Genomic DNA, 24,839 nt, shown 5'->3' with positions numbered 1-24,839 from the left:
GACACCCCTGCCGATTGTGGAGACGCTTCGGGTCGGCGGCGGCCCGAACACGCTGTTCGAGAGCATGATCACTGATCGTTCGGTCCCTCGTCGGACCCGCATTCGATCGTTGGCTTCCGGCACGCCGTACTTCGCCGTCGACGAGGAAGCGGCGGTGCGACACCACGACAAATTGCTGGCTGAGCGATCGTTCAGGAAAACCCTACCCAGGGCTGGAGCGAGTGCCTCCTCGGAAAAGACAGTTTCTCCAGCCGGACTACTCACTCAATTTTGCGATGATTCATGCAGCTAGATTCAGTGCGCTGGCGATTTCACCGGTGGCCGAAGTTTCGCCCATCATGCCGTCCCCCATCCATCGTGCTCATGTCAGGACTCACCACATCATGCGATCAATCGTCCGATTAGCTGCCACGTCACTCCTCGGTGCCACACTGTTCTCTTCCATCGCCGCCATCCCTGCTGCAGCGACACCGGCTCTCGACCCGGACAACAACGGCACCATGACCCCTGCCGAGGTCTTCACTGCGCCGCTGGTTCCTGCCGGATACCTGCCGGACCGGGACGCCGACGGTGACGGTGCGCTGAGCATTGCCGAGGCAGTTCGCGGTGGTGACTCGTTCGTAGCGCCGACCGGCGAGGAGATCACCTTTTCTGGGGAACCAATCAGGTTCGGAGAGACTAAGTCCGTCCGCGGGCCGGCGGATTCGCTGTGGTCCATCAGCGTGACCAAGGCGGCTCTGGTGCAGTGGGGGCAGTACGTGATCAACGTAAGGCGCATCGACAAAGGTCTGAGGTTCGAGGATTTTCGGTTCACGTTCGAGGATGCCACAGGCGACCAGTACCAGCTGCAGTCCTTTATCAACGTGCACGATCGCACCCAGGAGATCGGCTACTACAGTTCGGATCCCACCATTGTGAAGGTCATCATCCGACACTGACTCCGTCGGCGATGTCACGGGCACATCGTCGTGCGCAGCATTGTCGAGAGAATACCCAGCCCGTTCCCGGTAATAGCTGTCCGCGGGCGGCGGAGTCTGCGCCACCTGCTCTCCGCACGCCTCGTGCGACAACCGGCTAGAAGTCGCGATTCCCCCGCTCGAACTCATGGATCGATCACCACGCGTGAGGGAGAGGCGCGGAACCATCGCCAGAGACGGGGACGGTTGAGCTGGGTGTCTCGGACTCCGACTGGGGTCGAACCGGGCACATCGGATCACGTTGTGACCTCCGCACGCGCACGCGTGGTCGGCTCATTCGATTCCAGGTCCTGCCGGCAGACATGGTCTGCTGCGGCGAAGGTCGGGTCAGTTGCGCGATCAACCAACTGCTAACAGGACGGATCATCTCGATGACGAAGCCACGTCGTACCGCTGCCACGATCACCATGATCGCTGCACTGACGGGCGGGTCGATGTAATCGGCGCTGGCCGCGCCGATCTTCGATCCCGATGGCGACGGGAATCGTGACCGACTGCGAGGTCTTGTCGGCACCTCCGCTTCCCACCACGGTCGCGTCCGGCCGAGAGGGCAAGGGGGACGGCGCCGTCAGTCTCGGTGAAGCCGCCGGTGCCCCGGCGAGCAGAACGTGGACGGGAAGATTCACGATGAACCTCACAGGCTCGCGATACGAGCCCTACGGCCGTCTCAGCGTCGACGCGCCTCGATCGAGGTCGAGGTCGACCCGGAGATGGATCCGCGCCAGACAGGATAGTCGGCCTACAAATTCGCTTTCGAAGTTGCCTCCGGTGCCATCTACAAGACAGCCAGCCCGTGGGTGCGAAACACAATCCGGAAAAAGGTCACGTTCACCAGACCCGTCGACCCACGATCGTCCGGGTGACGATCGACGCCAGTCTCGTCGGCGTCGGGTCGCCGAACCCTTCGGCCGAGAAGGGTATCGGACCGTCCAACGTCGCGGTGCTCACGATGGTGTTCAAAACCAATTGCGCCACATCGCCGACCACCATCATGCGCCGGCGGAGTCTGTGCGATCAGTCAGTCGACGCTGCGGTGAAGTGGAGTTTCGTCCGAGGGTCACGCCGGAGATCCTGCGACGTGGTGTGTGATGGTCGTTCGCCTATCCGAGCACGTGGTTTCCTCGCTCACATGCGATCGAATTCGTTCGCGCGGAGCGACGGAGGCGAGATCACCACCATGTTGACGAGTAGAACACGTCGGTTCACCATCGTCCTGGCGACCCTGACCACCGCTCTCGTGGTGTCAGCGCTGCCCGCCGAGGCGCAGCCGGCAATGTGGTCGAGCGGCTTTGAAAGCATCGCTCTGGACCGGGTGGGAACACCCACACTTGTGGCAGTGTCGCCCGACTCGAATTGGGTGTGGGTCGTCGACGGTGACAGGAAGACAGCGGAAGTCGTCGATGCCCACACACGCAGAACTGTCGGCAGATGGGTGACGCTTCCCATACCCGACCCCGGTGCGGCGCAGATCAGGTCGCTGTCCGTCTCTGTCGACGACGGTTGGGTAGCGTACGTTGCGCTGACGAATGGAATACTTCGCGTCAACATGCACGACTTGACAGTGAGCGCAGTGATCAGCTCGCAGTCGACCACCGCAGCGGTGGCGACCGCTGGCGACAGCCTCGTCCGTACGACACTCGTGAACGGCGCCGATATCATCGACACCCGCACTGGGACCAGTGCACCACTCGACGTCAGCCCCGTCGCCGTACGCCCGGCACGATCAGGCGACGGCCGCACTGCCTACGTGGTCGGCTTGACTCCCCCGACGCTGTTCCCGGTGGATGTCAGATCGAAGGTTGTGGGCAAGAGTTGGCCGATCCGAGTTGCCGGATCTGGATCGACCACCAAGATCGCCGTCTCGCCCAGCGGACGTCACGTGTTCACCACCGATTACGGGGTGGGGTCGATCCTCGATACCTCCACCGGGGTCACCACACCCGTCACAGGTGAGGCGGGCCGGTTCCTCGACGTCACGTACGGCCCGAGCGACGATGTGTTCTATCTCGCTGACGGGCGCGATCTGGTGCGCGTCGAGGACGGGGCGGTCGTCGACCGCGTGACATCGCCCGGATCGGGGCTGCACAGTCCCGCTTACGATTCCGGTACATCGACGGTGTTCGTTGCCGGCGCGACAGGCCAAGGGTTGATTGCCTACACCCTCTCCACTGCCAGCACCCCCTCCGTCTTCGGCAGTTGACGACTGACCCGAACACGCCGTTCGCCGTCACCATCAGTCCATTCGACACTTGTTCAGAGAGCACTTCATGCGACCACCCCGATCGATGTCGTCTTCGGCACGAGCGCACCGCGCCCGCTCATGGGCACGCGCGCTCGCGCTCTCACTCACAGTCACCGCCGGGATCGCGGTAGGCGCCGGTACGACGGCACAGGCCGCAGATTTGCCACTGAACGCGCTTGTGTTCGCCGCCGGCCAACGACTTCTGATCGCTGACGACGCTGCCAGTGCGAAATGGGGCACGGTCACACCTGTCAACGATCCCCCTCGCGAGAAGCAGGTTCTCGATACCGTGACTCGCCTGGCCGCGGAAGCGGGCCTGGACCAGGCCTTCGTGTACAGGGTGTTCCGGGACCAGATCGACGCCACGGAAGCCGTCGAATACGCCCGGTTTGCACAGTGGAAGCTGTTGCCGCACACGGCGCCGACTGTACGACCAGATCTGTCGACCGCACGTGCGACCATCGACGCGCTCAATGTGGCGATGGTGGATCAGCTCCACCGGCACCGTCACGTCCTCACCAGCCCCGGGTGCGAAGCGCTGGTCGTCGCGGCCGTTGCCGACACGATCGGACGACTGGCCCTCGGGGCTGACTATGCGGTAGCGCTCACCCGCGCGACCGCGTCGTACTGCAGCCTGTGAGCCGAGCCCCGTCATTGTGCCGAGGACGAATGCGTTCGGCACCCCCCCCGAGAATTACCGAGTCAGCACGAGAGGCAATGTCATGAGGCTGTACAAGGCACGAACTGCAGCGGCATTCGGTGTGGCCGCCGGCCTCGCCGTCGGAACACCTGGAACCGCGAACGCCGGGCCTGCATTCGATCCGGACGGCGACGGGGTGGTGACGCAGAATGAAGTCCTCGATGCGTCCCTGGTACCCGATGGCTATCTGCCCGGGTCGGACACCAACGGCGACGGCGCAGTGAGCATCAACGAAGGACTGGGGCGCTCGGTACCTGTGATGCACACCGGACCCGGCCCGCTTCCCAACTCCGGTTCGATCACGCTCGAGACAGATATCAAGCTCGGGCAATCGCAGGGGGATATCGACGGCCCGTACAGCACCCGCTGGGTCGTCGGAATGGACCGACCCACCGCGCTGCAGAGGGGAGCCTATGTCTACAACGTCTTCGTTCGAAACCAGATCGCCGACAAGACGGTGACCTATCAGATCGGTTTTCATGATGTGTCAGGCGCCGTCTACAGAACCAGGTTGACAGTGCCCGCAGGTCGGGTGTCGGCCGACACGTGGACTGCCGGGGACAGTTTCGACCCGAAACTGGTCCGAGTGAGCATCGCCGCCTCGTAGACACCTGCGGTTGCGCTCGCGGCATCCCCGGTTGAGCCCCACCCCGCGTACGGAGACATAAATCGGTCATCCGAACGGCGCATGCGGTCAGACAAGGGGACGAACGCTCCCGAAATGCCGATCGGTGTCCGCCCACTGCGGGGTGGTGAAGAACCGTCATGGCGCACAGGAGAATCGAACCCGCGGTGCCGCGTAGGGTGCCCCTACACGTTCCGCGGCGCACTCACCCGACAATTCGCCAACTGTCAGTGTTCGAGAACGGCTTTGAGCACCACGAGAACCATGCCGATGACCACGGCACCGACCGCGCCGACGCCGACGCCCAACCATCGTGCCGAGGGAGAGGCGTGCCACCCGCCCAATCCACCGAGCACCACGAGAAACCAGAAGCCGAGTTCGACAACTGCGTCGAGGACACCCTGCGCCGAGAATGTGCCTGTCGTTCGCCCTATCGCCAGCAACATCAGCGGAAGGACCGTGAGCCAAAGAAACTGGCCCGCATGACGGACGAGGTGCCGCACCTCAGCGCGATCGGGTGCCCGATGGTGGCGATGAACGAACCCTAAAGACGAGGCGAACAGGTGCGCGAGCATCGTCGCGAGCATGGGCCCCAGAACGAGACCGGTCGCGTCGCCGTAGTCGTCGACCACGTGCTCGTCCGCGGCGAGCAGGACGGTCAGAACGATGACCGTCCCGTACACCAGCGGCTCGATCTCGAACAAAGACGACACCGCCCGCCACTTGACGCGTGCGCGCCGGAACGCTCGCGTCCTCGGCGTGGTCTGCTTCTGAGCCATCTGTTCCCTCTCCTCGCGCCTACGCCGACCCATCCGGCCGCGCCCGGTTTCGGCACTGTCTCCCACCATCATCGGTGATCGTCGGATGACGGCGCGGGACTCGCACACGGGAACCCGCCGAAGATGTCCGCACCCCGTCGAATCGGTTCAACGCATCTCTACCTCTCGCAACGTCGTTCCGTCGCTGTCCGTCAGAATGAGGGACTGTCCCGTCGTGCCGAGCGTGACCGTCTGCCCCGCGTCCACGGCGGTCGAGCGGACCGTGGCCGAGCGGGACAGCGTGTCGGTGTCGACGGCAACCGTCAGATCAGCGGTAGTGGGCGCATCAGCGAAAAGGGTCACGGTACGTGCGGCGGGGTCGGCAGTGACGGTCAGCGTGGCGTCAAGATCGAGCTGCAGAGATTGCAGTCTCGCCACCCACCCGTCTCCCATGATCGAGAGGTCTGTGGCGGCAGCGCTGTCGGCATCACCGTCGAGATCCGACAGAGTCAACCGCATCGGGGTGTTCAAGGGCGCTTCGAGCAGCGCGGTGTTGTCGTTGTTGAAGAACTCGGAACGCCGGATGGTCTCGGAATGATCGCCGTTGGCATCGGCCACCGCCAGCGACCATTCGGGGTCTTCGTTCGACGCCGGATCGGCATCGGGGTCCCCGTCGGTAACCAGTGCGACGTAGTCGGAACCGTCCGACTCCTCACACATGGGGCACTGGTGCATGCCGGTCATCGACGTCAACGGCGTGAGTTCCAGTTGGTTGTCGGGTCCGCCGACGAAAAGATAGCTGTCGTCAGCGGGGTCCGCGGCTGTGGTGTAGTACCACGTGTCCTGGTCGCGGTTCGCCACGAGCATCGTCTCCCGACCCGGGAAATTGTTGTCATAGAGCACTATCCCGACCTCACCGTCACCGAGGTCGCGGGTCTCGATCGGGGTGACGGCGTGGCCGGAGTTCTTGTCGGCGTCGGTGTAGAACCCCAGCACGTAATCCTCTCCACGAGACCATGCAGCGGCGAGGTCGTCGACGATGTCCGCGACCGGAGCGGACTCGGCGGCGGCGACGGTGGGGGCGAATCCTTGGGTCAGGAAGTACCTCCCGATGAGCTCGTCCACCGTCGGAGAGGGTCCGGTGTCGTAGACCGTAGCGCCGGCCGAGACGTAGGGCGCGGTGTCCACGAGACCGCGAAACCACAATCCTGCGACCGCGGCCATCCCGAAGCAGTGCCCACCACTCATGCCCTGTTCGAAGATCTCCGAGGACACCTGGCCGGCCGCGGTCAGGTTGCAGGATCCCATCGCTGCGGGGGGTGTGCACACCCCGTCGCCGAACAAGGACTGCATCGCCGCGGGTGTCAATACCCGTCCGTGGGCTGCGTCAGCCGGGCCCCAGTTTCGAAACCCGAAACCGTCGCGGTGCACATCGAATCCGGAAGCAGCGATCAATGTGCCGTCGTCGGGGTCGGCAGTGACGAACTGGGGGCTCGGCGGAGATAGCGAACACGAGGTGGCGACCAGCGCCGTAGCTGCCACCACCGCCATTGCGGCGCTCCGTCTGCCCCTCAAGATCATCGCACTCCTAGTGTCTCTGCGGCCCCGACCCGCGCTCGACCCGGTCAGCCTCGCGCGCAGTTCATCACACAACCGTTGTGGGACAGGCGCTGTCGGGACATCCCCGCGCACCGCTCGGCGACTCTATGACAGGAAGACCGCGAGTACGCGGGGCATTCGCGCCCGCACACTGACCGATCGATCAGCACTACGGACGAAAATGGTTACCTGAGCGCACTGATGTGGGCGAGCGACGTCGTCTACCGAGGAAGCGCTGAATACAGATGCATCACCTCGGATGTAGTTCGTGTCGCCATCGCCCCGACTGCGTTCTCGTGCCTGGGCCCGTGGAAGTGACTCGACTCAGTACATGCGATGGGCGCCGACGTTCGCGTACTGATCGTCCGGTCAGTCGCTCAGTACATCGACCAGCGTCGCACTACGCATCCGATTGAAGAGTCTCCATATCGCAATGCTGAGAGCCTGTACATGCGCCGCCGGGGTCGATGATGACTGCACACGACGAGAGGTACACATGACTCACCGCATAGCGGTCTCTGCGATGTCAATCGGCGCGCTGACCGTTCTCTCCATTCTGGCAACCACCGCTACCGCGGCGGCGACACCCGCGTTCGACCCGAGCGGCGACGGTGTCGTCACAGTTCGAGAGATCGTGGAAGCTCCGCTGGTGCCATCCGCCTACGCCCCGGCATCCGACGTCAACGGCGACGGTGCACTCAGCATCCTCGAAGCCCTGCCCGCTCTGGGCGGGTGCTACGACGCCTACTGTTTTCAACCCCAGTACCCCAGACCGCGACCTCAACCAATCCCGCAACAAACCCCCAAGCCATCGCCCGCACCGATACAGATCGTTCCGATACCACCGCCCCCCATGCGGTGGTGAGACGCAACTCCACGGGGGTCGCAGCACTACACTCGGTCGGCTCACGTCGTCGGGCCGACACTGGCTGATCGCCGAGAACCGACTACGTGCTGTCAGCACCAACCGGCCCTGTGGTCGGGACCCGCACACGTCAGCAAGCCATGTCTCCGTGACAGGCGGATGATTCGGCAGACAAGCGCCGCCGAAACTTTGCAGGCGTAGAAGTTCAGCTGCCAACTTTCGGATCGACCGGCGGTGCGGTGTCAACGTGTCACTGCGCTGCAAATTTCACATCCTGAGTTTCACCATCACTTACCGGTCGACAAGCCCGAACGGAACGGTCGGGGAGCTCCGTGGTCGTGCGGGCACCATCAGTGTTTCCTGGCGCCCAGACCACCTAGCGCGAACGGCATAGGTACGGCGGATGCGTGTTAACGCACCGTCGCTGGCGTAACACTGAGAACGCACCGTGCACCTGACTTCGGCGGAGCGCGACGAATAGTATCGAACCGTCCGGAACCTATTGGACGAAAACCCCCGAAATGCACCGGCGATGCTGCCAGCCTGCGTCTTTGCACAAGCAAAGTGTGGCTTGACATTTCGAGTCTCGTTCTCCGCACCAGACCGTTTCTTCTGAACCTGCGCCCGATGCGGGGCTTTTTTCACTGGCCCTTCTAATGCGTGAGCTGGCTCGCGGTCCACAGTACCGCTTATTGACTGGCCGGACGTGCGCGTTTGTTGATAGACGCCGAGTTGTGGTCATGCTCGGCGAAGGACCCGCACGATAAGGTCGAACGTGCGGGAGTACACACGTTGGTTGCGCCAAGTGTTCTCGCAATTGCAGTCACGCATCAAAAGTGACGGTAACCTCGCACCCAGCGGGTGCACCAACTATTGACTCATTCTGCCAGCGACGCATGCAGCTCATTGAGTACCGCGTCGTTGATGTAAAGGAAGCTCTGCGGAGGGACGCCGCTAGCGACGACACTCGACAGATTCAAGGGACTGTCAAATTCGGCGACCTTGCCTATACGAATACCAACTCCAGACGTGTGGGCCTTATAGTACTTGTCGAATTCGCTACGGTTGATGCACCCAACTTCTCCGAATTGCCTCCATAGCGAGGCAGGACTGTCCTCAATCACTTCTTCAATTTGGAACCATCCAACGACTGCTTGAACAGGCGCCGTTGCATACACCCACACTGTAGTGATGTCGTCCGCAAGACGCCGCTTCCGGAACTCCACTGTTTTTTGCCCGCTCATTATTGCTGTTGCATACACCGGGTGTATCGACATCAGCGCAGATCGACTAGTTGCGAGTTCACCCATGCGTTACCGCGCTCCTTCACTCTCGTCACGGTCTGTGGCGGTCCCTTCAATACTGAGTTGGCAACGAGCTCCCCGATTGACCAACTTGGATCCAGCAGTCGGTCCTGGCGAAACAGCACCACCAGGACTCCCGAAGGATGGTTGCACAGCTCCCCGACAGCTTCACGGCTGTACACAGTACGTCCCGCAACGGCGTTGAGGATTTGGTCGGAGCTGTACGACCGGAAGGTGTCTTCAATCACACCTACTGCCGTGACCGAAGCGGCTCCGTGTGAGCGATAGAACAACACTGTGTCACCGGACTTCATCTGGTTCGTCGGCGCGTTGCACAGATACGCCTTTCGAATGGCATTGCCCCACGGACGTGTCGTCGCCCCCACAAAATTCGGAAACGGCAGCTGATCGTCAAGGACAATCTCCTCTGCGACATCCGGGAATAGCTGCGAGTGCCACCGTGGCACAATGGGGATGACGAATGTTGAGGTGCCTCGCATAATCGCCGGTGGCCCGTAACGCACATGGAAGTCGAACGACGACATCGTTGGTTCTGCGTCCGACGCCGGCTTGTAGCTTTTAACGCAGACCAGTTCGTCTCGTGACGTCAGTTCTTCTTGTTTCAGGAATCCGAATAGTTTCAGAAAGTCGACAAGACGCTCGTGTTTCGGAAATACCTCGACATAGGTAGATGAGGTGCCGTTAGCGTGATGAGCGAGAAAAACTGCCTTCAATAGGAGCTCACCATATCTGTTTCCGGCGCGACGGCTGGAGACTTTGAAAGTCGAGATCTTTGATACTGGAGCGGAGAATCCGTACACGCATTCCGTCTCGACCAGCTTCACTAGAGCAACAGCAGCATAGGTACCGTCGACTTCGCGTATGACAAAGCAAGCTCGATTCTCGGAGTCCGCACGAACTTTGCCGATCCATGTCGTAAAGTCGGCGTAATCGGCTCGTAGGTCGTCGAACACTTCTTGGTCGAGGTCGAGCGCGTACGCGTCGATGCGTTCGACTCTTGGGGGCTGCTTTGCAATGCCAGGTTCAAGGTCAACCAGCATCGCAGCTGCGTCTGCGAGCGTAAGAACGCGATCTCCGATACCCGCGCGCACTGCCCGACGTCGAAGTCCAGCATCATTGCTGATCAAGAAGTGCGCAGCGTTTGCGTGCAGCCCCGCAAGAATTCGAAGATCGCGGTGATCATTTGTGTCGGCTGCGCTGTCACCGGCCGCTTCACGAAGCGATACCGCGATGGGAGACTCGCTCACCATCGTGAACTTGGCCAGCTCAGCAAGGCGCTGAGCAGTTCGCGGCTTGTTCGCCCCACCGCCTAGCTCATCGCGTGTTGCCGGGTGCACGAGCAACAAATGCCCCTGCTTTTGGGCGAGGCGCATTACCGTGGTCGCTGCATCCAGCTCGTCCTCTAGGAAGCCGTCATACGGTTCCATCGCAATGAACGCGTTCGTATCGAGGAGGAAGCGCAGAGGAGAGGGTGCCGATGGTTCACCGCCTTCAGTACTCACGCACCAAATGATCGACCTTCGTGCCCGCGAACGGTGTGGAGCCACGCCGCCCGCTCGGCGGCGAATTCACCCGGCCCGACCAATGCGTCAGACGATGTGCTGACAGTCGGGCCCACCGGTGTACCGATCAAGGAAGAACGCTGCCCGTCGATGACGCGCCGCCCACAGCTCAAAGCACCGCGGCTCACTGTGTCTGGTGCGGCCCCGGTCGCCGCCCTGCTGCGCTTGAGGTGAGCCTCCAGGCCGACGCAAAGGGTACTTGGGGGCTTTCGACCGGTCGTTAGAACCTCGGCAGCGACAACAGATTATCGTTCTCCACGCCGTTCGCGACAGTACGCAGATAGGGCGCAGTGCCCGCTCGTTTTACCGTCACCACGTCCGAGCGAGACCGTGGCCCCACCACATAGGCGCGGAACCCCTGGTTGTCGATGTAGTCCACCATCTGCGCCTTAGTGGCAGGCGCAGCGCCCTCCCCTGCGTCGCCCTGCCAGTACACATCGGTGATGTGCTCGTTGCGCGTCCCACCCGTTGACAAGCGAATGTGCGTGATTTGAAGCGGCATGACTCGAACCCTCGTTTCTCGTTGTCGGTACCAGCCGGTTTGTAGCACCGAGTACCGACAACATCGCGTCACGCCTGACTAATAGTGTTCGTATGCTCGGGCGTCGTTCTGCAGGGTCCATGCTTTGAAACGCGCCAATTGCGTCACCCAGTCGCGTCGGTCGGCCACTGAGACGGTCTCAAGCGAACGCTTAGCCCGACGTCGCAAGTCCGCCACCGTGCGTGGATTACTAGTTCGACAGCAGGGGGCCGACACATCTTGCGAACAGTGTCAATCCTGTTGACCCTGAGTTATGACGTTTTCCGTCCCTGGGACACGACAGCTCTCACCATCTTCACTCACCTGTAGGCAGAGGACGACGAGTCAGCCACCGCTTGGCGTGCGGTCATTGGCTCCAGTACTTCAGCTTGTTCCGGTCATAATCCGATGTCGTTAACTGCGTTGCCGATGAGTGGTGCGTTCTCGCGTGCGTAGCGTTCGAGCATGGCGGGTGTGGCGTGGCCGGTCTGGCGCATGATGGCGTGCGCGTCGGCACCGTTGCGGAACGCTTGAGTGACGAATCCGGAGCGCAGCGAGTGCCCACCAAGCTGGACGGTGAGGGTGGCGTCATAACCCGCGCGCTCGGCGCGGCGTCGGATGGTCTTGTGTACCGCGGCCCCCGATAGCGAGGTGTCCCCAAGGTTGCCATTCTTGGCGATAGCCCGGAACAGCGGCGCGCGTGCGGTAGTGCGGGGCACTCCCCCGCGGCACACATGCTCGTCGAACGGGTCCCGACTACGAAGCAGTCGAATGACAAACGGGCGTCCGCCGGCGTCGAAGGCTGACACAACCTGCACCCAACGCACGTACGCACATGGTGAGCACGTGGTGTGCGATTCGGTGGCCGGGAGTGCCCGAATAACGCCCTGCCCTTCCTGGTCGGTCTTGGTCTTGCGGAGCCGGATGTGCAGGCCGTCCTCGCGGTGCAGGCTGATGTCGCGGCACTCGAGGTCGGCGAGCTCGGAGCGGCGGAACGCCCCGGCGAATCCGAGAAGTAGCAGTGCGGTGTCGCGGCGCTCAAATACCTCGTCGGCCCATCCTTCGCATTGCGAGCGGGCGGTGACGACGAGGTGCCGGATGTCGGATACCAGTAAAGGTGCTCGCTGGGTGCGGGGTCGGTCGCCGGCGCTGGCGTACTGCCGGCGGATACCTGCAAGCGCAGCCGTGACGAGGTGGTGCTTCGTGGGCGAGGTGTGCCCGGTGGTCTGGTGGTAGTGGTTGATCGCTGATGCCCACGCCGACAGGGTGCTGGCGGCGTAGGCCTTCTCCCCCGCCGCGGTGACGGTGTCGGCAGCGTCGACGAGATACGCGGCGACGGTGACGGGGTGCGCCGGCAGTGCGACGTGGCCGTTGCGGGTGCACCAGGCGGTGAACCGTCGCCACCCGGCAGCGTAGGCGCGGCGGGTCCCGGCCGACCGGGACGACTCCACCGCTCCGGCAATGCGAGCGGCCACCGCCGCGGGGATCGCCGGCGCTTTCGCGCCCTCCGAGGGACCTGAGACGGCCGCCAGCGGGCGCACGGGGGCCGGTTCGACAGGTCGGGACTCCATATCCGCAGCCTAGACCCTTCGTCCGACATGGTCGCGGGCCAAAACTGTGCTGAGCTGGCGATTCTGGTTCGATAGTGCGTTAAGTGAAATTATCACGATCAATCTCGTTGAAACATTGGGTGACAACATGTGACTAAGTTTCCGGTCTCGTAAGCACCATCGCGTCGACGCGATGTTGAGCGCACCCGAACGGGAAACTGATGGTCACCGTCGTCGTGAGGTATGTCTTGCCGCATCCGGCCCAATCGGTAGGCGCGTGCAGAAGGTACTGGACAACACCGCTTCTGCGTAGTCGTCGAAGAGACACCATGAAACCCGGAGAAGCGAGCGGCGGCTGCTAGCCAGCATGCCCGCGAGAGCACCACGGGATCAGGCTTTGCTTTCCTCCGTAGATGCTCCCGTAGATGGAGTTTTGTCACAGTGACACCACTTTCAAGACGTATGGTGTCGATACTGAGTCCATGGTGCAGGGTCCGAGGGCCGTCGTGCGAACTGGTCGCAACAAACTGCCTTGAATAAGGCCATACGACCTGCCATACGTATGCCCGTACTTGCGAATCGTGTGTTCGCGGGCTGGGATTGGGCAAGGACGAGGGGTGCTGGTCAATCCACGGAGACATAGTCGTGTCGGGTCGTTACCGAGCGCGTTTACACCCGGTCGGACCATCAGCGGGTGTCGGAACGCTGCGTCATGCTTGGACCACCCGCTCCTCAATGGCTGGAGCGACGCCCTTCAGTTCGCGATAGGGACAAATAACACAACGTGTTGGATCTTCGAGTTTTCGATCACGACGGCGTTGGCATCGCGTCGGTGAGGCAAGAAGTCAATATGAACTGGCATGCATCAGGACAACAACAGCCGACTGTATGGGCCATCGCCGGAGCGCGCCCCGCAACCATGGGATCGCTCACTTGTTACGGTTTTGGTGCCTCAACGGCGTCCGCTCACTTTCCTCGGGAGCGAGCCCATGGATGTCTGATATCGGTCATTGCGTGCCTTGACCTGCTAATTTTACCCACCTCGTGTTATGGCCATGTGCACGCCCATACACATGGCCATACGCCAGACACGCAGTCAGGCTAGAATTATGGGGCGACAACGCGCTGTAGGTAAGACCTGAATCGCACCTGAGTGTATGGCGCTACATATGGACTGCAATACGTTCATTTTCAAGGACAATGCTGCGCCCGCACGGTGCTCCACACATACGGCTGACCTTCGGGCTCCAAGTAATACCTTTACACTGCCCGTTGTTGTAGTCATTATGATGCCCCTATGTAAGGCGGCTGACCAAGCTAGCTCTCAACCAAGAGCAATGACCACGTGTGCAGCCATGTTCTCGACCATGTGCATTGCTCTGCGCCAGGCTGCTACAACAGCGCGCTGTCAATCTCTTCGACATGTCGATGGCAGGGCCGTGTCGCTGCACTCCACTCTGGCCGACATGCAGTACTTTCTGCGGGGTGACGACATCGGGAACTTCAAGGACTCTGCTGGTCGCCAACCAGAAGGGCGGCGTTGGGAAGAGCTCCATCGTGTCCGCGGTAGCCGGCATGGTCGCTGCAGCGGGTCGCAGAGTGCTCGTTGTTGATGCCGACCAACAAGCGAACGTCAGTTCCTCAGATCTGGGTGTCGAAGGCGACGGCGGTAGAGGCTTGAGCATGGCTCTGCAGTTCGCGCAAGAACTACAGCCCATTCGCAACGTGCGCCCGAACATGGATGTCATCCCTGGGGGACCTGCTCTTGCGGTCGTCGCATCGGTGGCGGCCACTGCGGGCCAGACCGGGATTGATCTTCGAGCGAACTTTGACCACACCCTCAACTCGTTGTGCGCGACTGAGGGGTATGAGCTGATCCTCATCGACTCGGGGCCCGGCGACGCGCCGCTACTTGATGCACTACTCGGCACAGCCAGGTATCTCATCGTGCCCACCAGGGACGACGACGCGAGCTTGTCTGGGGTTGAACTGCTTGCTCTTCGTTACCTCCGCGCACGCCAAGCAGGGTCTGTTATCGAGCTTCTCGGCGTGGTGCTCTTTGATACCAACCCCCGCGCCACGGCCCGGAATCGCGATGTCTTCGACCAGGTAAACGACTTACTTGAAGGCAGCGGCGCCGATCCGTTCGAGGCGTTCATTCGGTCCGACAGAGCCGCTGCGGTCGATCTACGAACACGACACCTCACACCGTTGGAACTAGTGGAAGCCGCTGAGTCGGACCAAAAGAATCGGTTGCAGCGACTTCGCCAGAAAAGCAAGCCGGGCGAAAGACTGTGGTCACGAGACCCCTCCGGCCTCGCTAGCGACTACCAAGCACTCACCCGCGAGATCCTGACCCGCGTGACCCGTGCTGAACGTCAGCGTGTCGAAGGTGGCGTCGCATGAGCAGCCGCAAACGACGTGCGGCTTTCAATCCCGAGCTCTTGGGGGATCTCGCTGACGTGCTACCACCTGTGGAGCCCGCGCAAGGTTCCGGCGGCCGCGACCACGACTCTGTGAACAGCGACGACGCGGCCAAGCCAGTGACCACTCTGTCGGTTGTGGGTTCGGGTGGGACGGGAGACGATCCCGATGAAGATCACCCGGTCAAACCCACGCCGCAGCAAGAGGCACCTTCATCGTCATCAGGTTCCCATCAGGAAGATTCGACGCCGCGGAAGGAACAGTCGGAGGGAGTCCGGACAGCCGCTGTCGTAGACGACACGAACACGCGCCGCCGTGCGGACGCGCGTCGGCGCAACACCCGGCGCGACTCGTCTCCAACTCCAAGCCGCATTGCGCCCCCGGAGGTTGCTTTGCCGCAGGCTTTGTATGTCGCCCTTCGGTCGCTCACGCTGGACGAGCGCAACTCGAACCCAGCGACCGCCCGCTCATACGGACAAGTAGTTCTTGATGCTGTCGAAAAACACGCGGACGAATTGCAGGATCACTGGGTAGGCGTGGCGAGCCGTGCCTCATCAGGGCTGTTTAAACGTGCTGAGGCCGGCAGACCGACACGTAGGCGGCACCAAGAACCGCGGGCACGCGTACCTCTCGCGGGGGTCATCAATGCCGACGCATCACTCCTCGATCAACTGGCCATCGATTGGGGCGCCGGGAGTAGGAGCGCTCTCGTCGAAGAAGCTCTGCGCAGGTACCTGGACGTTCCCTCTGCGGACTAGAAGTTGAACGGATCACTCGTGCGCGGTACGGAACCCGAACGCGTCAATCTGCCGACGACTTCCCCTGATGGGTAACTCATTCTTAGTTCATACGCGGACACGTCTCGAAGGTCATCAAAGGCCGGTCATGCGCCGAGCGTTGTGCTGCGTTGGTTGGCTGCGGTGGTGATGGGGTCGACTGCGTCGAGCAGGGTGCTCAATGACGCGAAGGGGTCGTTGTCGGGTCGGTATCGGGGTTCGTCGGCCATGACGGAGTCCCAGAGCCCTTCGTCGGGAGGTGCGATGCCGTCGTCGACGATGACGGCGGCTGTGGACATCGGTGGGGGAGTGGGGATGTGTTGGGCTTCGCGTTCGGCGAGCCACTGCCGCCAGATGACGCGTTCGGCCCGGTGCCGAACGGTGCGTGAGCGTAGTGCGGCGGCGAGGCCGTTGCGGTGGGCGATGTCGTCGAGATCGGCGTCGCCGAGCTGGACATATCCGTCGGTGACGGTGAGCAAGCCCGCGGTGCGCAGATCCAGAACGGTGTCGTAACCGCTGGATCGCCCGATTCGCACCTGCTGGAGCAGGGTGTCGACGGTCATGGGACGGGCGGCGGCCGCGACCGCGTCGTAGAGGACGCGGTGACGATAACCGACGACGCTCCAGGCCGGGTGAACCGTGTCGATGCCCGCCGCCCGAAATTGACGCTCTGGGTGGCTCTGTGACGGTGTTTCTCCTCGCGGGGGTACCAGGGCGTAACGGTCGGCGTTCTGGCCGACGCCGCGGGCGATGAGCAAGACTGGGGAACCGGGAGTGTCCCGTAGTCGCGCCAGCACAGACCACACGGTGGTCTCCGGCAGCAACCCTGCAGCTGTGGACAACGATCGCCCACCCAACGCCACCACCGGGACACCCTCGATGACTTCTCCTGCTGTTGCCGCACCCCATGCCAGCGCCTGCAGCACCGCATGGGTGGACCACCGATCTCGCCGCGAGGCGTATTCCCGACCGGCCCAGTCTTGGGCCGCGGCCAGCCAGCCCGAAACGACCGGGTCGTTACCCCCCCCTGTGTGCATTAGCTTGTGCCCCGTGTGCCGGACTGGTTCGGGCAGCGACGACGCAGCCCATTCGAGCGCGCGTGCGGTGTCGCGGCGGACGGCGCCGAGAGCATCGCCGTAATGGGCGTACGCGTCCCGGACGCCAGCCCATTCGGGTGTGTCGAGGCGGGCGGCGATGTCGTCGGCAGTGTTGCCGGAGAGCACTGCGTGCGCGATGACGGACTGGCGGGCCTCCGAACGAGACGCCCACCGAGAGCGATCCAGTCGTCCGGTGGCAGCGAACACACGGACCGCCGCGGGTGGGGGAGTGGTACGGCAGAACCGGCTGTGCAACCGAGCTGCGCGGCCCTTCCCGATGACACGCTCGGCGACCGTGGTATCCCGGATCTCGTCGTCTACGGTGCGCACCGCAGCCCCGGCGCGCGGGCGGACGTGAGGTAGCCCGCCGAGGAGCGCTGCGAGGCGGGTCAAGACCGCAGGCTCGGAACCGATGGTCAGGGTGTCGGTCGCGGTGGCCAGGTCACCGATCAGATGCCGGTGCCCGCCTTCTCTGCACGCGGAGCCGGGGACGGTGATGCATCCGGTCGCGGCGTTGGTCATCGGAACAATGTCTAACGTCGGCAGGCGAGCGGCCAGCAGATTCAACAGCGGACGCAGCTCGGTGACGCCGGCGGTGACGCCCGGGGCTAAGGGGACCAGAACGTGGCGGCCGCCGCTGGTGGAGATGTCGACGACCGCGCGGCCACCAGTCTCGGTCAACCACCCGAGAACCCGTGCCACGTCTGCCTCGACAGCGGCGGCGCCGTGCATCTTGGCGTCGAAGTCCAACGCGAGCACCCGCGCACGCCCGTGGGCGAACAGCGGCACCGCCGCCGGCACCAGCGGCCGTTTGCTCGTCAGCGCCCGCGACGAGGTGAAGGACCGCGCCGCCGCGTCGTACAAACGCATGGACCGGCGCGCCGCCACCATGGGCGACAAGCGCCGCCACACAGCGTCCGGTGCCGACATCGGCGACACGACACGTGCATCGATACTTGAAGCTTGATCAGGGCAGCATGTACCCTGAGACCTGTCCAGCAAGACAGTCCCTTCGGGGATTAGCAGCACCGAGGTTCGAGTTCCCGCTCGTTCCTAATGACCTTGAAGCCCTCGGCCGCCCCGCCGGGGGCTTCGTCATGTCGGTGCTGTTTTATGAAGCTCGTCGGCGTTCTCGTCCGAACGAGCGTTGTGTCAGAGCGATCAACCCGTCATCGGCAGCTCCTGCGGGTTGTGGTCGAACCCACCTGCAGTCAACTCTTCGACAGTGCTCCCTGCGGCGCGCGCGGTTAGCTCGGCGAGCAGAGCTCCCAACGTGATTCCTCGCTCCGCAGCCAGTGCGGTGAGCTGTTGCTTGACCTGGGGGTGCACTTTGGTGTTCATCTGTACCGGTCGATAGGGCAGCTGTGGGCGCCCTATTGGACGTGTTCTCGGTGGCCTGGGCACGGCAGGAATGTTGCCTCGAGGCCCCGTCGGGTGTGCTGCGACACGCCGACACCTCGAGAGATTTTCAGATAGCCGTGTCAAGGCAACACACCCCACGTGACGAGACCCAGGCGTTGGACGGGTACGTGAGGAACCGCCCGTGCGGTGGGCGCGGAGACACGGCAGTTACTTCCTGAACGTGCATCAGGGTGTGTTGTACCCTGAGACCAGACCGACACAGTCTGTCCCTTCAGTTGGTGAGCTGCACCCGAGGACGAAGTTGGCCCTTCGTCCTTGACACCGAACCCCTCGGCCCACGGGTCGGGGGGTTCGGTGTTTGTTGGCTCGCTCGTATGTTCTGCACACGTAGATGCTGCGCAGATTTCAGTAGCCGAACTAGCCCGTCAGTGGCAGCACCTCCTGGCTGAGTGCGCCGCGTAATTTGTCGGGCCGGCCGACATGAAGACTGAGGATGTCCGAGACGTAAGCCGTCGTCTCCCTGTAGCCGTGCTGTGCTGCCGCCGCGGTCAGCGCCGCGTAGACCTCCGTCGGGACTGATCCGAGACGAGTAGTCGGACCGAGATGGGGACGTCCCATGAGGTGTACCTCCTTGTCGGGTTCGGTGCAAACAACCACGGACGGCAAGCCCGATACTGCCCTGCGACAGGCCCCGCGCGGGGAGGACACGCCGTAATCGCGACCCAAAATGACCGGCACCGTCCTGAGGGACACTGTCTCCATGGAACAAGCTGGACCACCGCTCGCTCGCCTCCCGCATCCGAAGTTCCGGCTTCCCATCGCGGGGGATCTGCTCAGCGTCGACTCATCCAAGCCTGTGCAGCGCGAGATGAAGATGGCCGATGAGCTCGGGGGTATCTACGAACGCAAAATATTCGGACATCGACTCGTGGTGGTGTCTGATCCGATTCTGGTCAACGAGGTCAACGACGAAAAGGTTTGGACCAAGTTTCTCGGCCTCCCGCACCGCAAGCTACGTGGCATCGCGGGCGACGGGCTGTTCACAGCATTCAACTCCGAACCCAACTGGCAACTGGGTCATTCGGTACTCGGCCCAGCCTTCAACAAGGCCGCGATGCGCCGCTACCACCAATCGATGCAGGATTCCATCGACGGATTGCTGACAACCTGGGACAACTCGTCCGCTTCCAAATCGGTCGATGCGTACGACGAGTGCTCGAAACTGGCATTCGATGTGATTGGGCGGTGCGCCCTGTCACACAACTTCGGGACGTTCGACGGCAACGTGCCGTTCGCAGAAGCAATTGCCCGGGCGCTTGGCTACGTCAATCGGTCATCGAACGACGTCCCCGTGGTCAGAGCCGTCACAGGTCGATCCGCCGCGCGGCAACACGGGCAGGATCTGGCACTGATCCGGGATACTGTCGACTCACTCGTCGACAGCCGAATTCTCGCTCGCCGTTCCGGCGTCAACGCCAACTCGGACCTGCTACAACACATGTTCGAGACGGTCGACCCCACGACTGGGAGTGGTCTCAGCATCGGCAACATCAAGAACCAAATCATCACCTTCCTCGTTGCTGGGAACGAGACGACTGCGTCCACCATGGCGTTCGCACTGCATTTCTTGAGTCGTGACTCGGGTCTGCTGCAGTCTCTGCGGGAAGAGGTGAAACACGTCGCTCCCGGTGGCGGCGCGGTCGAGTTCGACGACGTACCGAAGCTCCGTCGCGTTCGCCGAGTGGTCGACGAGACGCTGCGTCTCTGGCCCGCTGCACCCGGTTACTTCCGTAAGGCGCGTGAACGCGGCCCGGCTGAACTGGGCGGCTACGAGATTCCCGAAGGATGGGTCTTCGTTCTCCTTCCACAGGTACATCGATCTGCATCCTGGGGAACAGACGCCAGAAGCTTCGACCCCGATCGGTTCATGGCCGGCAGGATGGACCATGCCCCCGATCGTGTCTACAAGCCGTGGGGGACAGGTTTGAGAGCGTGCATCGGTCGTCAGTTTGCCCTCCACGAGGCGGTGTTGGCCCTCGCGTCCATTGTCCGGCGGTACAACGTGACACCTGACGGCACGTACGAGCTCGACGTGCGGGAGGCCATCACTTTGCGACCCCACGGGGTTCGATTGCGGCTCTCACGATGCGATTAGATGTAACGTCTGGTCTCGCCTAGTCGGGGGAGTTCGCGCATGGATGTTCTGAACAGTTGGCACTTGATCGAGACTCTTACACCGGGAGTAATGACGGTCGTCAGTTCGGGTGGGAGGACCCGGAATTGGACAAAGGTCGACCGCCTCTCTCCCGCTCCGGACATCGATTTGCCCTCTCTCATCACACACGCATGCCACTCTCGGCAGATCCAAGAGCACCGTGTCGCGAGCCGCCGCGGCTTGATTCTGATCCGCGTGGTTCCGGTGTTGGGGCCCTCCGGCGAGGCACATGGCGCTCAGCTGTGGTTGGGCGAGTCCGGGATCGTTCCTGACCCACCTCGTATCGTTTCGGGAATCTCGTGGTTGCTGCAACGCACGGTAATCGCCCAGTCACTCGAGGCGGCCTTGATGTCCGGTGTGAACCCCGCCGATCACGTCCCAGAACGCACGCCCGCCGAGTACTACGCCAAAGCTGTCAAGTTCGATGATTCGGAGTCGCTGTTCGCCGCGGCGTTGAACCCGGAGCATGGCAAAAGTTGGGAAGGACCGATGTCCGTCCTACACGCTGACGGGCACATCATGCGTTGGCACTGCTGGGGCAAGGGGCGCACTGACCCCGGCAACGTCGGCCTGCGACTGCTGTGGCACGACATCACCGACACGACTCCACCTGACAAGCCGACGCTGCTCGAACTGGGCCTACCCAGCGCATTAGAGAGCGCGGGCACCCGGATGGCGGTGTTCGATGCGCATACCGGAATCCTGACAATGTGGCTGACGGATGCGCCGGAATGGGTCCGATGGAGAGACGTCGCCAGCGGACGCGATGTTGTCCACGAGGAAGATCGATCGGTCTTGACCGATGCCCTCGACCAGTGGTCGCGATCTACCTATCGACCCGTCGTCGCGATCGTTCGCATCAGGGCCAAGAACGGAGCTGATTGGCGGTGGCAACGTACGGAAGTAGAGCTCAGGCCCTACCCAGGACAGTTGAGCGAGCGTCTGGTCCTGGCTGTGCTACCCGCGTCCGCGCCGACGTCACATGATGGTCTGGCGAGGATTCCGGTCCGGCGGCAGTCGTGATACCTTCTCCAAGGCACTCGCCCTCCTGGGTCGAGATTCCTGTTGGCCGAACGGCCTTCAGACGCAGCCTATCCATCACGGGTGCTTGTTCGCTTCCGTGACGTCGATACTGCGTCTGGAGTTTGCCCATGTTGTTCCTACAGCCACAGCAGCGTCAGGCCGGCTCGCCTCGCGGACGGCTACGGACCCGTTCGTATGCCGCGGCAACGCGTGGAGCGGGATACTGCAACACCTCTGCAATTTTTGATGCGGTCGAGTCGCTCAGTCGGCTCTGGCCTCGCTCCAGCGCTCCGATGTACTGGGGGCTGACACCCACCTCATTGGCCAGCGCGCCTTGGGTCAGCCCGCGAGACGTGCGTAGGTCTCCCAGGTACTCCTCTTCCTCGACTACGAAGACGAAGTCGCTGATCGGCCGACCCAGTTCCTCCGCGCAGCGAGCTAGTGAGTCGATTCGAGGGTGCGACTGTCCCCGCTCCCATTGCGAGTACGTCGACGACGCGACACCCACCAGACGGGCCACTTCCGCTCCGCTGAGGCCTACGGCAAGGCGACGTGCCCGAAGCCGTTCTGGCGCGAAGCCTCGCAGTCGCCGCCTCAACGAAGGAACCTCACGAGTGGGCACGATGCCACTTGCTCCATTGATGTAGCACGTAACGGATGTTTAGATGCTACGTTAAAGCTGGTTGTTTAGACCAGCAACACAGAAAGGGGTCGCCTTACAAGTTGAAGAAGTCCCTGAACGCGCAAGCTGATTGCCGTCCGCGTAGCGCGTCCAGGGACCAACCCACACACCAGAAAAGGGCGTGGTAGCTCCAGGCTACTTGCCTGCGCACCTTCGGTCACGGATTGTTTGTGCTCGCTGCGGTGCACGCTCCTCCGAGTCGGAGACCCGGCAACCGCCCGCATGCCCGTCGTCTTCGGCAACCGTTGTTCTGGCTCGAACTGGTCAGATCATGCGACCAGGCCGACCGTCATGCCCACTTCTCCGAGCTCGCGCTCCCGAACGCTGGCCCTCGCCTTCGGTCGCGCAGCTCCATTCATCGCGGTCGTTAACGGTTCCACCAACAACGACCTCCCTGAACTGCTCATTGCCGCTGCGACGCAGCGCTTTACGAAAGGCACCATTAGCCATGTCTCCTCAGCAAGGAATCGGCGGCCGACACCGCAGACGTAAGGAACGAGCTGTAGTCTTGACGGCCGTCCCGATCGCGTTCGCCGTGGCGATGGGTTCTGCGACGGCGAACGCCGCTCCGCAGGACTTCGTCACCGCTCCCGACACCGCCCAGTCCGGCACCACCGACACCACCCCGGTCCCGGCACCAACCCAGCAGCGCGAGTTCCTGCCAGGCTTCACCCCGTCCCCGCAGGTACAGCAGTCGCAGTGGCGCAGCTACGACGACTACCAGTCAGGCCGCCAGCAGTCCGCCACCGCCGCGACCACCTACTACGCGGCACCTCCCGTGCAGCCGACCCCACAGGTAGGACCCCCTGCACCGATCGCCCCGCCGCAGCCGCCTCCCGTCCCCACCGTCGACCGCAAGATCATCGCCCCGGTCGACGCACCCGAGGGCACCATCCTCATCGGCAGCCAGGCCATCGCCCGCCCCGACTGGGTGGATCCCCGCTTCGCAGAGCAGTTCAACAACTCCGCTTCCGCCCTGCAGGCGGACGGCGCCAACGCTCTCGTGAACGCCGGCCTCGTCGACGCACCGCAGGCCGACCGCACCGCAGCAGGCGCGGCGACGGGCATCGTCGTCGGCGGCGCTGTCGGCGCAGCCGCACTCGGTGTCCCCGCCACCGCACTCGGCGCTGTCGGCGGCGGACTGATCGGTCTCGGGGTCGGCGCGGCCACCGTGCCGTTCACCTGGTGGGCACCCGGCGTCGGCTGGGTCTTCGGACCCGGAGTCGGCGCAGCCATCGGCGCAGGCGCTGGAGCGGCGGCGCTCGGCGTCCCGGCCACCGTCATCGGTGCCGGCATCGGCGGCGCGATCGGCGGTGCTATCGGTGCGACCGCACTCGGCGGTCAGCAGACCACCATCACCGAACCCGCCCCTGTTCCCGCACCCGCGCCCGAGGCACCGGCTCCCGCCCCGGCCGCTCCGGTGTGGACACCCCCCGAGCAGGTGCAACAGGTCGGCGACACAGCCCCGGCCTACGTGGAGCAGGCCCGCCAGGCGGTCGCCGACGCGCCGGGCGGCGTGGACGTCCTGGCCGCGGTGGACACCGTGATCGCCGACAACGCCCCCGCACTCGATCAGGGCGCAGTAGCCCTGACCGGCGCACTGTCCGCTCTGAACATCGGGGCCTGACCTTGCGTCGGGTGCGGCCGGCACCGCTCGTCCGCGCCCGACGCTCGCCCGATCCGACCGAGGAGGTCCCGCTGTGGCTCATCCCGACGACAGCGCAGCCGATGACTGGTTCGAGGCCGCGCCGCCCGCCACAGGCGAACGCTCGCCCGTCCCGCCCGCCAGTCCCGCCGCGTCCACTGACACGCCACCCAACAGGCGCCTCACCGTCCTCGCCGACCGAGACACCGGCACGGACGACGGCGACGGATGGCTCGCGGACGCTCCGACACCGACGTTCGACGTGCAGACGCAGACCCTGCGCAGCGGAGCCGCCGGCCCCGCTGTCAGGTCCTCGTGGTGGCGTCGTCATCGGTCCGCCGTGGCGGTCACCGCGTCCCTGCTGGTCCTGGTGGGTGCGGTGGGCGCTACCGCCGTGTTCCTCACCGGAGCCACCGAGGACACCTTCACCGCGGATCCGGCACCACTTCTTCCGACCACCCGGGCCACTCCTCCTGTCGCGGCGGAGTCGGCAGCGGGCGCCGCGGCTGCCGCGGACTTCACCTGGTGCGCCGGCCAAGGTGCCGGGGAACCGGTCACCGAGGACACCACCGATCCCGGCCTGAGCGCGATCTGGCGCTTCGAGAAGGCGTTCTACTACGACCGTGACCCGGTCGCGGCCCGCGCCGTCGGTGCACCGGAAGCCGTCATGGCATCGGCCGAGCGCCTGCGCATGGGCATCGACGCCCTCGAACCGTCGGTCGAGTTCTGCGTCCTCGCCAACCCCGTCTCATCCGGCGTCTACGACGTGACCGTGGTCGAACGCGGACCCGGCATCGACCCACGCACCTCCTCTCAACGCTTCACCACCGCCGAGGCCGGCGGCACCACCTCCATCACCGCCATCACCCGCCGTTGACCCGACTCGAAGAGA

Annotated in this window: 19 protein-coding genes; 9 read left to right on the top strand and 10 right to left on the bottom strand. The window is 63.4% G+C overall.

Going from position 1 to position 24,839, the window contains the following annotated elements:
* Positions 1–275: 275 nt before the first annotated feature.
* The 4 genes from BR07_RS0121330 to BR07_RS0121310 all read left to right on the top strand — a co-directional run bounded on the left by BR07_RS0121330 (position 276) and on the right by BR07_RS0121310 (position 4,526).
* Positions 276–938, top strand: a complete 663-nt coding sequence (locus BR07_RS0121330; RefSeq protein ID WP_155957145.1) for a hypothetical protein — start codon at positions 276–278, stop codon at positions 936–938.
* A gap of 898 nt (positions 939–1,836) precedes the next feature.
* Positions 1,837–3,177, top strand: coding sequence for a YncE family protein (locus tag BR07_RS0121320; RefSeq protein WP_155957144.1), 1,341 nt, complete (start codon positions 1,837–1,839; stop codon positions 3,175–3,177).
* 85 nt (positions 3,178–3,262) lie between these two features.
* Positions 3,263–3,859 carry a chorismate mutase gene (locus BR07_RS0121315; protein ID WP_027507143.1) on the top strand — a complete coding sequence of 199 codons (597 nt, stop codon included), beginning with the start codon at positions 3,263–3,265 and terminating at the stop codon, positions 3,857–3,859.
* A gap of 121 nt (positions 3,860–3,980) precedes the next feature.
* A complete protein-coding gene (locus BR07_RS0121310) occupies positions 3,981–4,526 on the top strand; it encodes a hypothetical protein (protein ID WP_155957143.1) in 546 nt (181 codons plus the stop codon).
* Between the two features lie 245 nt (positions 4,527–4,771).
* On the opposite strand, the gene BR07_RS0121305 is transcribed toward BR07_RS0121310, so the two are convergent.
* From BR07_RS0121305 to BR07_RS0121285, 6 genes are all read right to left on the bottom strand, one after another.
* Positions 4,772–5,323, bottom strand: a complete 552-nt coding sequence (locus BR07_RS0121305; protein ID WP_027507141.1) for a hypothetical protein — start codon at positions 5,321–5,323, stop codon at positions 4,772–4,774.
* Between the two features lie 147 nt (positions 5,324–5,470).
* Positions 5,471–6,655 (bottom strand): hypothetical protein, encoded by a 1,185-nt coding sequence (locus BR07_RS25895; RefSeq protein ID WP_051613681.1) that lies wholly within the window; start codon positions 6,653–6,655, stop codon positions 5,471–5,473.
* A 1,989-nt stretch (positions 6,656–8,644) separates the two neighbouring features.
* Positions 8,645–9,076, bottom strand: coding sequence for an ASCH domain-containing protein (locus BR07_RS26805; protein ID WP_081821467.1), 432 nt, complete (start codon positions 9,074–9,076; stop codon positions 8,645–8,647).
* On the bottom strand, positions 9,043–10,593 hold the full coding sequence (locus BR07_RS26800) for a GNAT family N-acetyltransferase (RefSeq protein ID WP_231476472.1): 1,551 nt from the start codon (positions 10,591–10,593) through the stop codon (positions 9,043–9,045). The genes BR07_RS26805 and BR07_RS26800 overlap by 34 nt, the downstream gene beginning before the upstream one ends.
* Before the next feature lie 280 nt (positions 10,594–10,873).
* A complete protein-coding gene (locus BR07_RS0121290) occupies positions 10,874–11,155 on the bottom strand; it encodes a DUF3892 domain-containing protein (protein ID WP_027507139.1) in 282 nt (93 codons plus the stop codon).
* Between the two features lie 416 nt (positions 11,156–11,571).
* Positions 11,572–12,744 (bottom strand): site-specific integrase, encoded by a 1,173-nt coding sequence (locus tag BR07_RS0121285; RefSeq protein ID WP_027507138.1) that lies wholly within the window; start codon positions 12,742–12,744, stop codon positions 11,572–11,574.
* A gap of 1,491 nt (positions 12,745–14,235) precedes the next feature.
* Between BR07_RS0121285 and BR07_RS0121280 the strand changes: the two genes are divergently transcribed.
* The gene (locus tag BR07_RS0121280) at positions 14,236–15,129 is read left to right on the top strand and encodes a ParA family protein (protein ID WP_037187262.1); all 894 of its coding nucleotides are present in this window, start codon (positions 14,236–14,238) and stop codon (positions 15,127–15,129) included.
* A gap of 901 nt (positions 15,130–16,030) precedes the next feature.
* Here the strand turns inward: BR07_RS0121280 and BR07_RS25885 are convergent.
* The 3 genes from BR07_RS25885 to BR07_RS27160 all read right to left on the bottom strand — a co-directional run bounded on the left by BR07_RS25885 (position 16,031) and on the right by BR07_RS27160 (position 19,000).
* Positions 16,031–17,950 carry a hypothetical protein gene (locus tag BR07_RS25885; protein WP_051613680.1) on the bottom strand — a complete coding sequence of 640 codons (1,920 nt, stop codon included), beginning with the start codon at positions 17,948–17,950 and terminating at the stop codon, positions 16,031–16,033.
* 231 nt (positions 17,951–18,181) lie between these two features.
* Positions 18,182–18,361 carry a hypothetical protein gene (locus BR07_RS0121270; protein ID WP_027507136.1) on the bottom strand — a complete coding sequence of 60 codons (180 nt, stop codon included), beginning with the start codon at positions 18,359–18,361 and terminating at the stop codon, positions 18,182–18,184.
* 438 nt (positions 18,362–18,799) lie between these two features.
* Entirely contained in the window at positions 18,800–19,000 is a 201-nt protein-coding gene (locus tag BR07_RS27160) for a toxin-antitoxin system (RefSeq protein WP_155957142.1), read from the bottom strand.
* A 142-nt stretch (positions 19,001–19,142) separates the two neighbouring features.
* Between BR07_RS27160 and BR07_RS0121265 the strand changes: the two genes are divergently transcribed.
* Both BR07_RS0121265 and BR07_RS25880 read left to right on the top strand, forming a co-directional pair.
* A complete protein-coding gene (locus BR07_RS0121265; protein ID WP_027507135.1) occupies positions 19,143–20,537 on the top strand; it encodes a cytochrome P450 in 1,395 nt (464 codons plus the stop codon).
* Positions 20,538–20,576: 39 nt separating this feature from the next.
* The gene (locus BR07_RS25880; RefSeq protein ID WP_231476470.1) at positions 20,577–21,620 is read left to right on the top strand and encodes a GAF domain-containing protein; all 1,044 of its coding nucleotides are present in this window, start codon (positions 20,577–20,579) and stop codon (positions 21,618–21,620) included.
* A 154-nt stretch (positions 21,621–21,774) separates the two neighbouring features.
* On the opposite strand, the gene BR07_RS27915 is transcribed toward BR07_RS25880, so the two are convergent.
* Positions 21,775–22,242, bottom strand: coding sequence for a helix-turn-helix transcriptional regulator (locus tag BR07_RS27915; protein WP_081821465.1), 468 nt, complete (start codon positions 22,240–22,242; stop codon positions 21,775–21,777).
* Positions 22,243–22,810: 568 nt separating this feature from the next.
* Here BR07_RS27915 and BR07_RS26410 point away from each other — a divergent pair.
* Positions 22,811–23,929 carry a hypothetical protein gene (locus BR07_RS26410; RefSeq protein ID WP_051613678.1) on the top strand — a complete coding sequence of 373 codons (1,119 nt, stop codon included), beginning with the start codon at positions 22,811–22,813 and terminating at the stop codon, positions 23,927–23,929.
* 73 nt (positions 23,930–24,002) lie between these two features.
* Entirely contained in the window at positions 24,003–24,824 is an 822-nt protein-coding gene (locus BR07_RS0121250) for a hypothetical protein (protein ID WP_027507134.1), read from the top strand.
* Positions 24,825–24,839 lie beyond the last annotated feature (15 nt).

The sequence above is a fragment of the Rhodococcus sp. UNC23MFCrub1.1 genome (assembly GCF_000686025.1).
Lineage (GTDB): Bacteria > Actinomycetota > Actinomycetes > Mycobacteriales > Mycobacteriaceae > Rhodococcoides.
The sequence above is the reverse complement of the archived record's forward strand: the minus strand, read 5'-3'. Positions and strand labels throughout refer to the sequence as shown.

Coding starts and splice junctions, on each gene's coding strand:
- BR07_RS0121330 (WP_155957145.1), top strand. CDS start 276: ATGATTCATGCAGCTAGATTCAGTGCGCTGGCGATTTCACCGGTGGCC.
- BR07_RS0121315 (WP_027507143.1), top strand. CDS start 3,263: ATGTCGTCTTCGGCACGAGCGCACCGCGCCCGCTCATGGGCACGCGCG.
- BR07_RS0121305 (WP_027507141.1), bottom strand. CDS start 5,323: ATGGCTCAGAAGCAGACCACGCCGAGGACGCGAGCGTTCCGGCGCGCA.
- BR07_RS25895 (WP_051613681.1), bottom strand. CDS start 6,655: ATGCAGTCCTTGTTCGGCGACGGGGTGTGCACACCCCCCGCAGCGATG.
- BR07_RS26805 (WP_081821467.1), bottom strand. CDS start 9,076: ATGGGTGAACTCGCAACTAGTCGATCTGCGCTGATGTCGATACACCCG.
- BR07_RS0121290 (WP_027507139.1), bottom strand. CDS start 11,155: ATGCCGCTTCAAATCACGCACATTCGCTTGTCAACGGGTGGGACGCGC.
- BR07_RS0121285 (WP_027507138.1), bottom strand. CDS start 12,744: ATGGAGTCCCGACCTGTCGAACCGGCCCCCGTGCGCCCGCTGGCGGCC.
- BR07_RS25885 (WP_051613680.1), bottom strand. CDS start 17,950: ATGTCGGCACCGGACGCTGTGTGGCGGCGCTTGTCGCCCATGGTGGCG.
- BR07_RS0121270 (WP_027507136.1), bottom strand. CDS start 18,361: ATGAACACCAAAGTGCACCCCCAGGTCAAGCAACAGCTCACCGCACTG.
- BR07_RS27160 (WP_155957142.1), bottom strand. CDS start 19,000: ATGGGACGTCCCCATCTCGGTCCGACTACTCGTCTCGGATCAGTCCCG.
- BR07_RS0121265 (WP_027507135.1), top strand. CDS start 19,143: ATGGAACAAGCTGGACCACCGCTCGCTCGCCTCCCGCATCCGAAGTTC.
- BR07_RS25880 (WP_231476470.1), top strand. CDS start 20,577: ATGGATGTTCTGAACAGTTGGCACTTGATCGAGACTCTTACACCGGGA.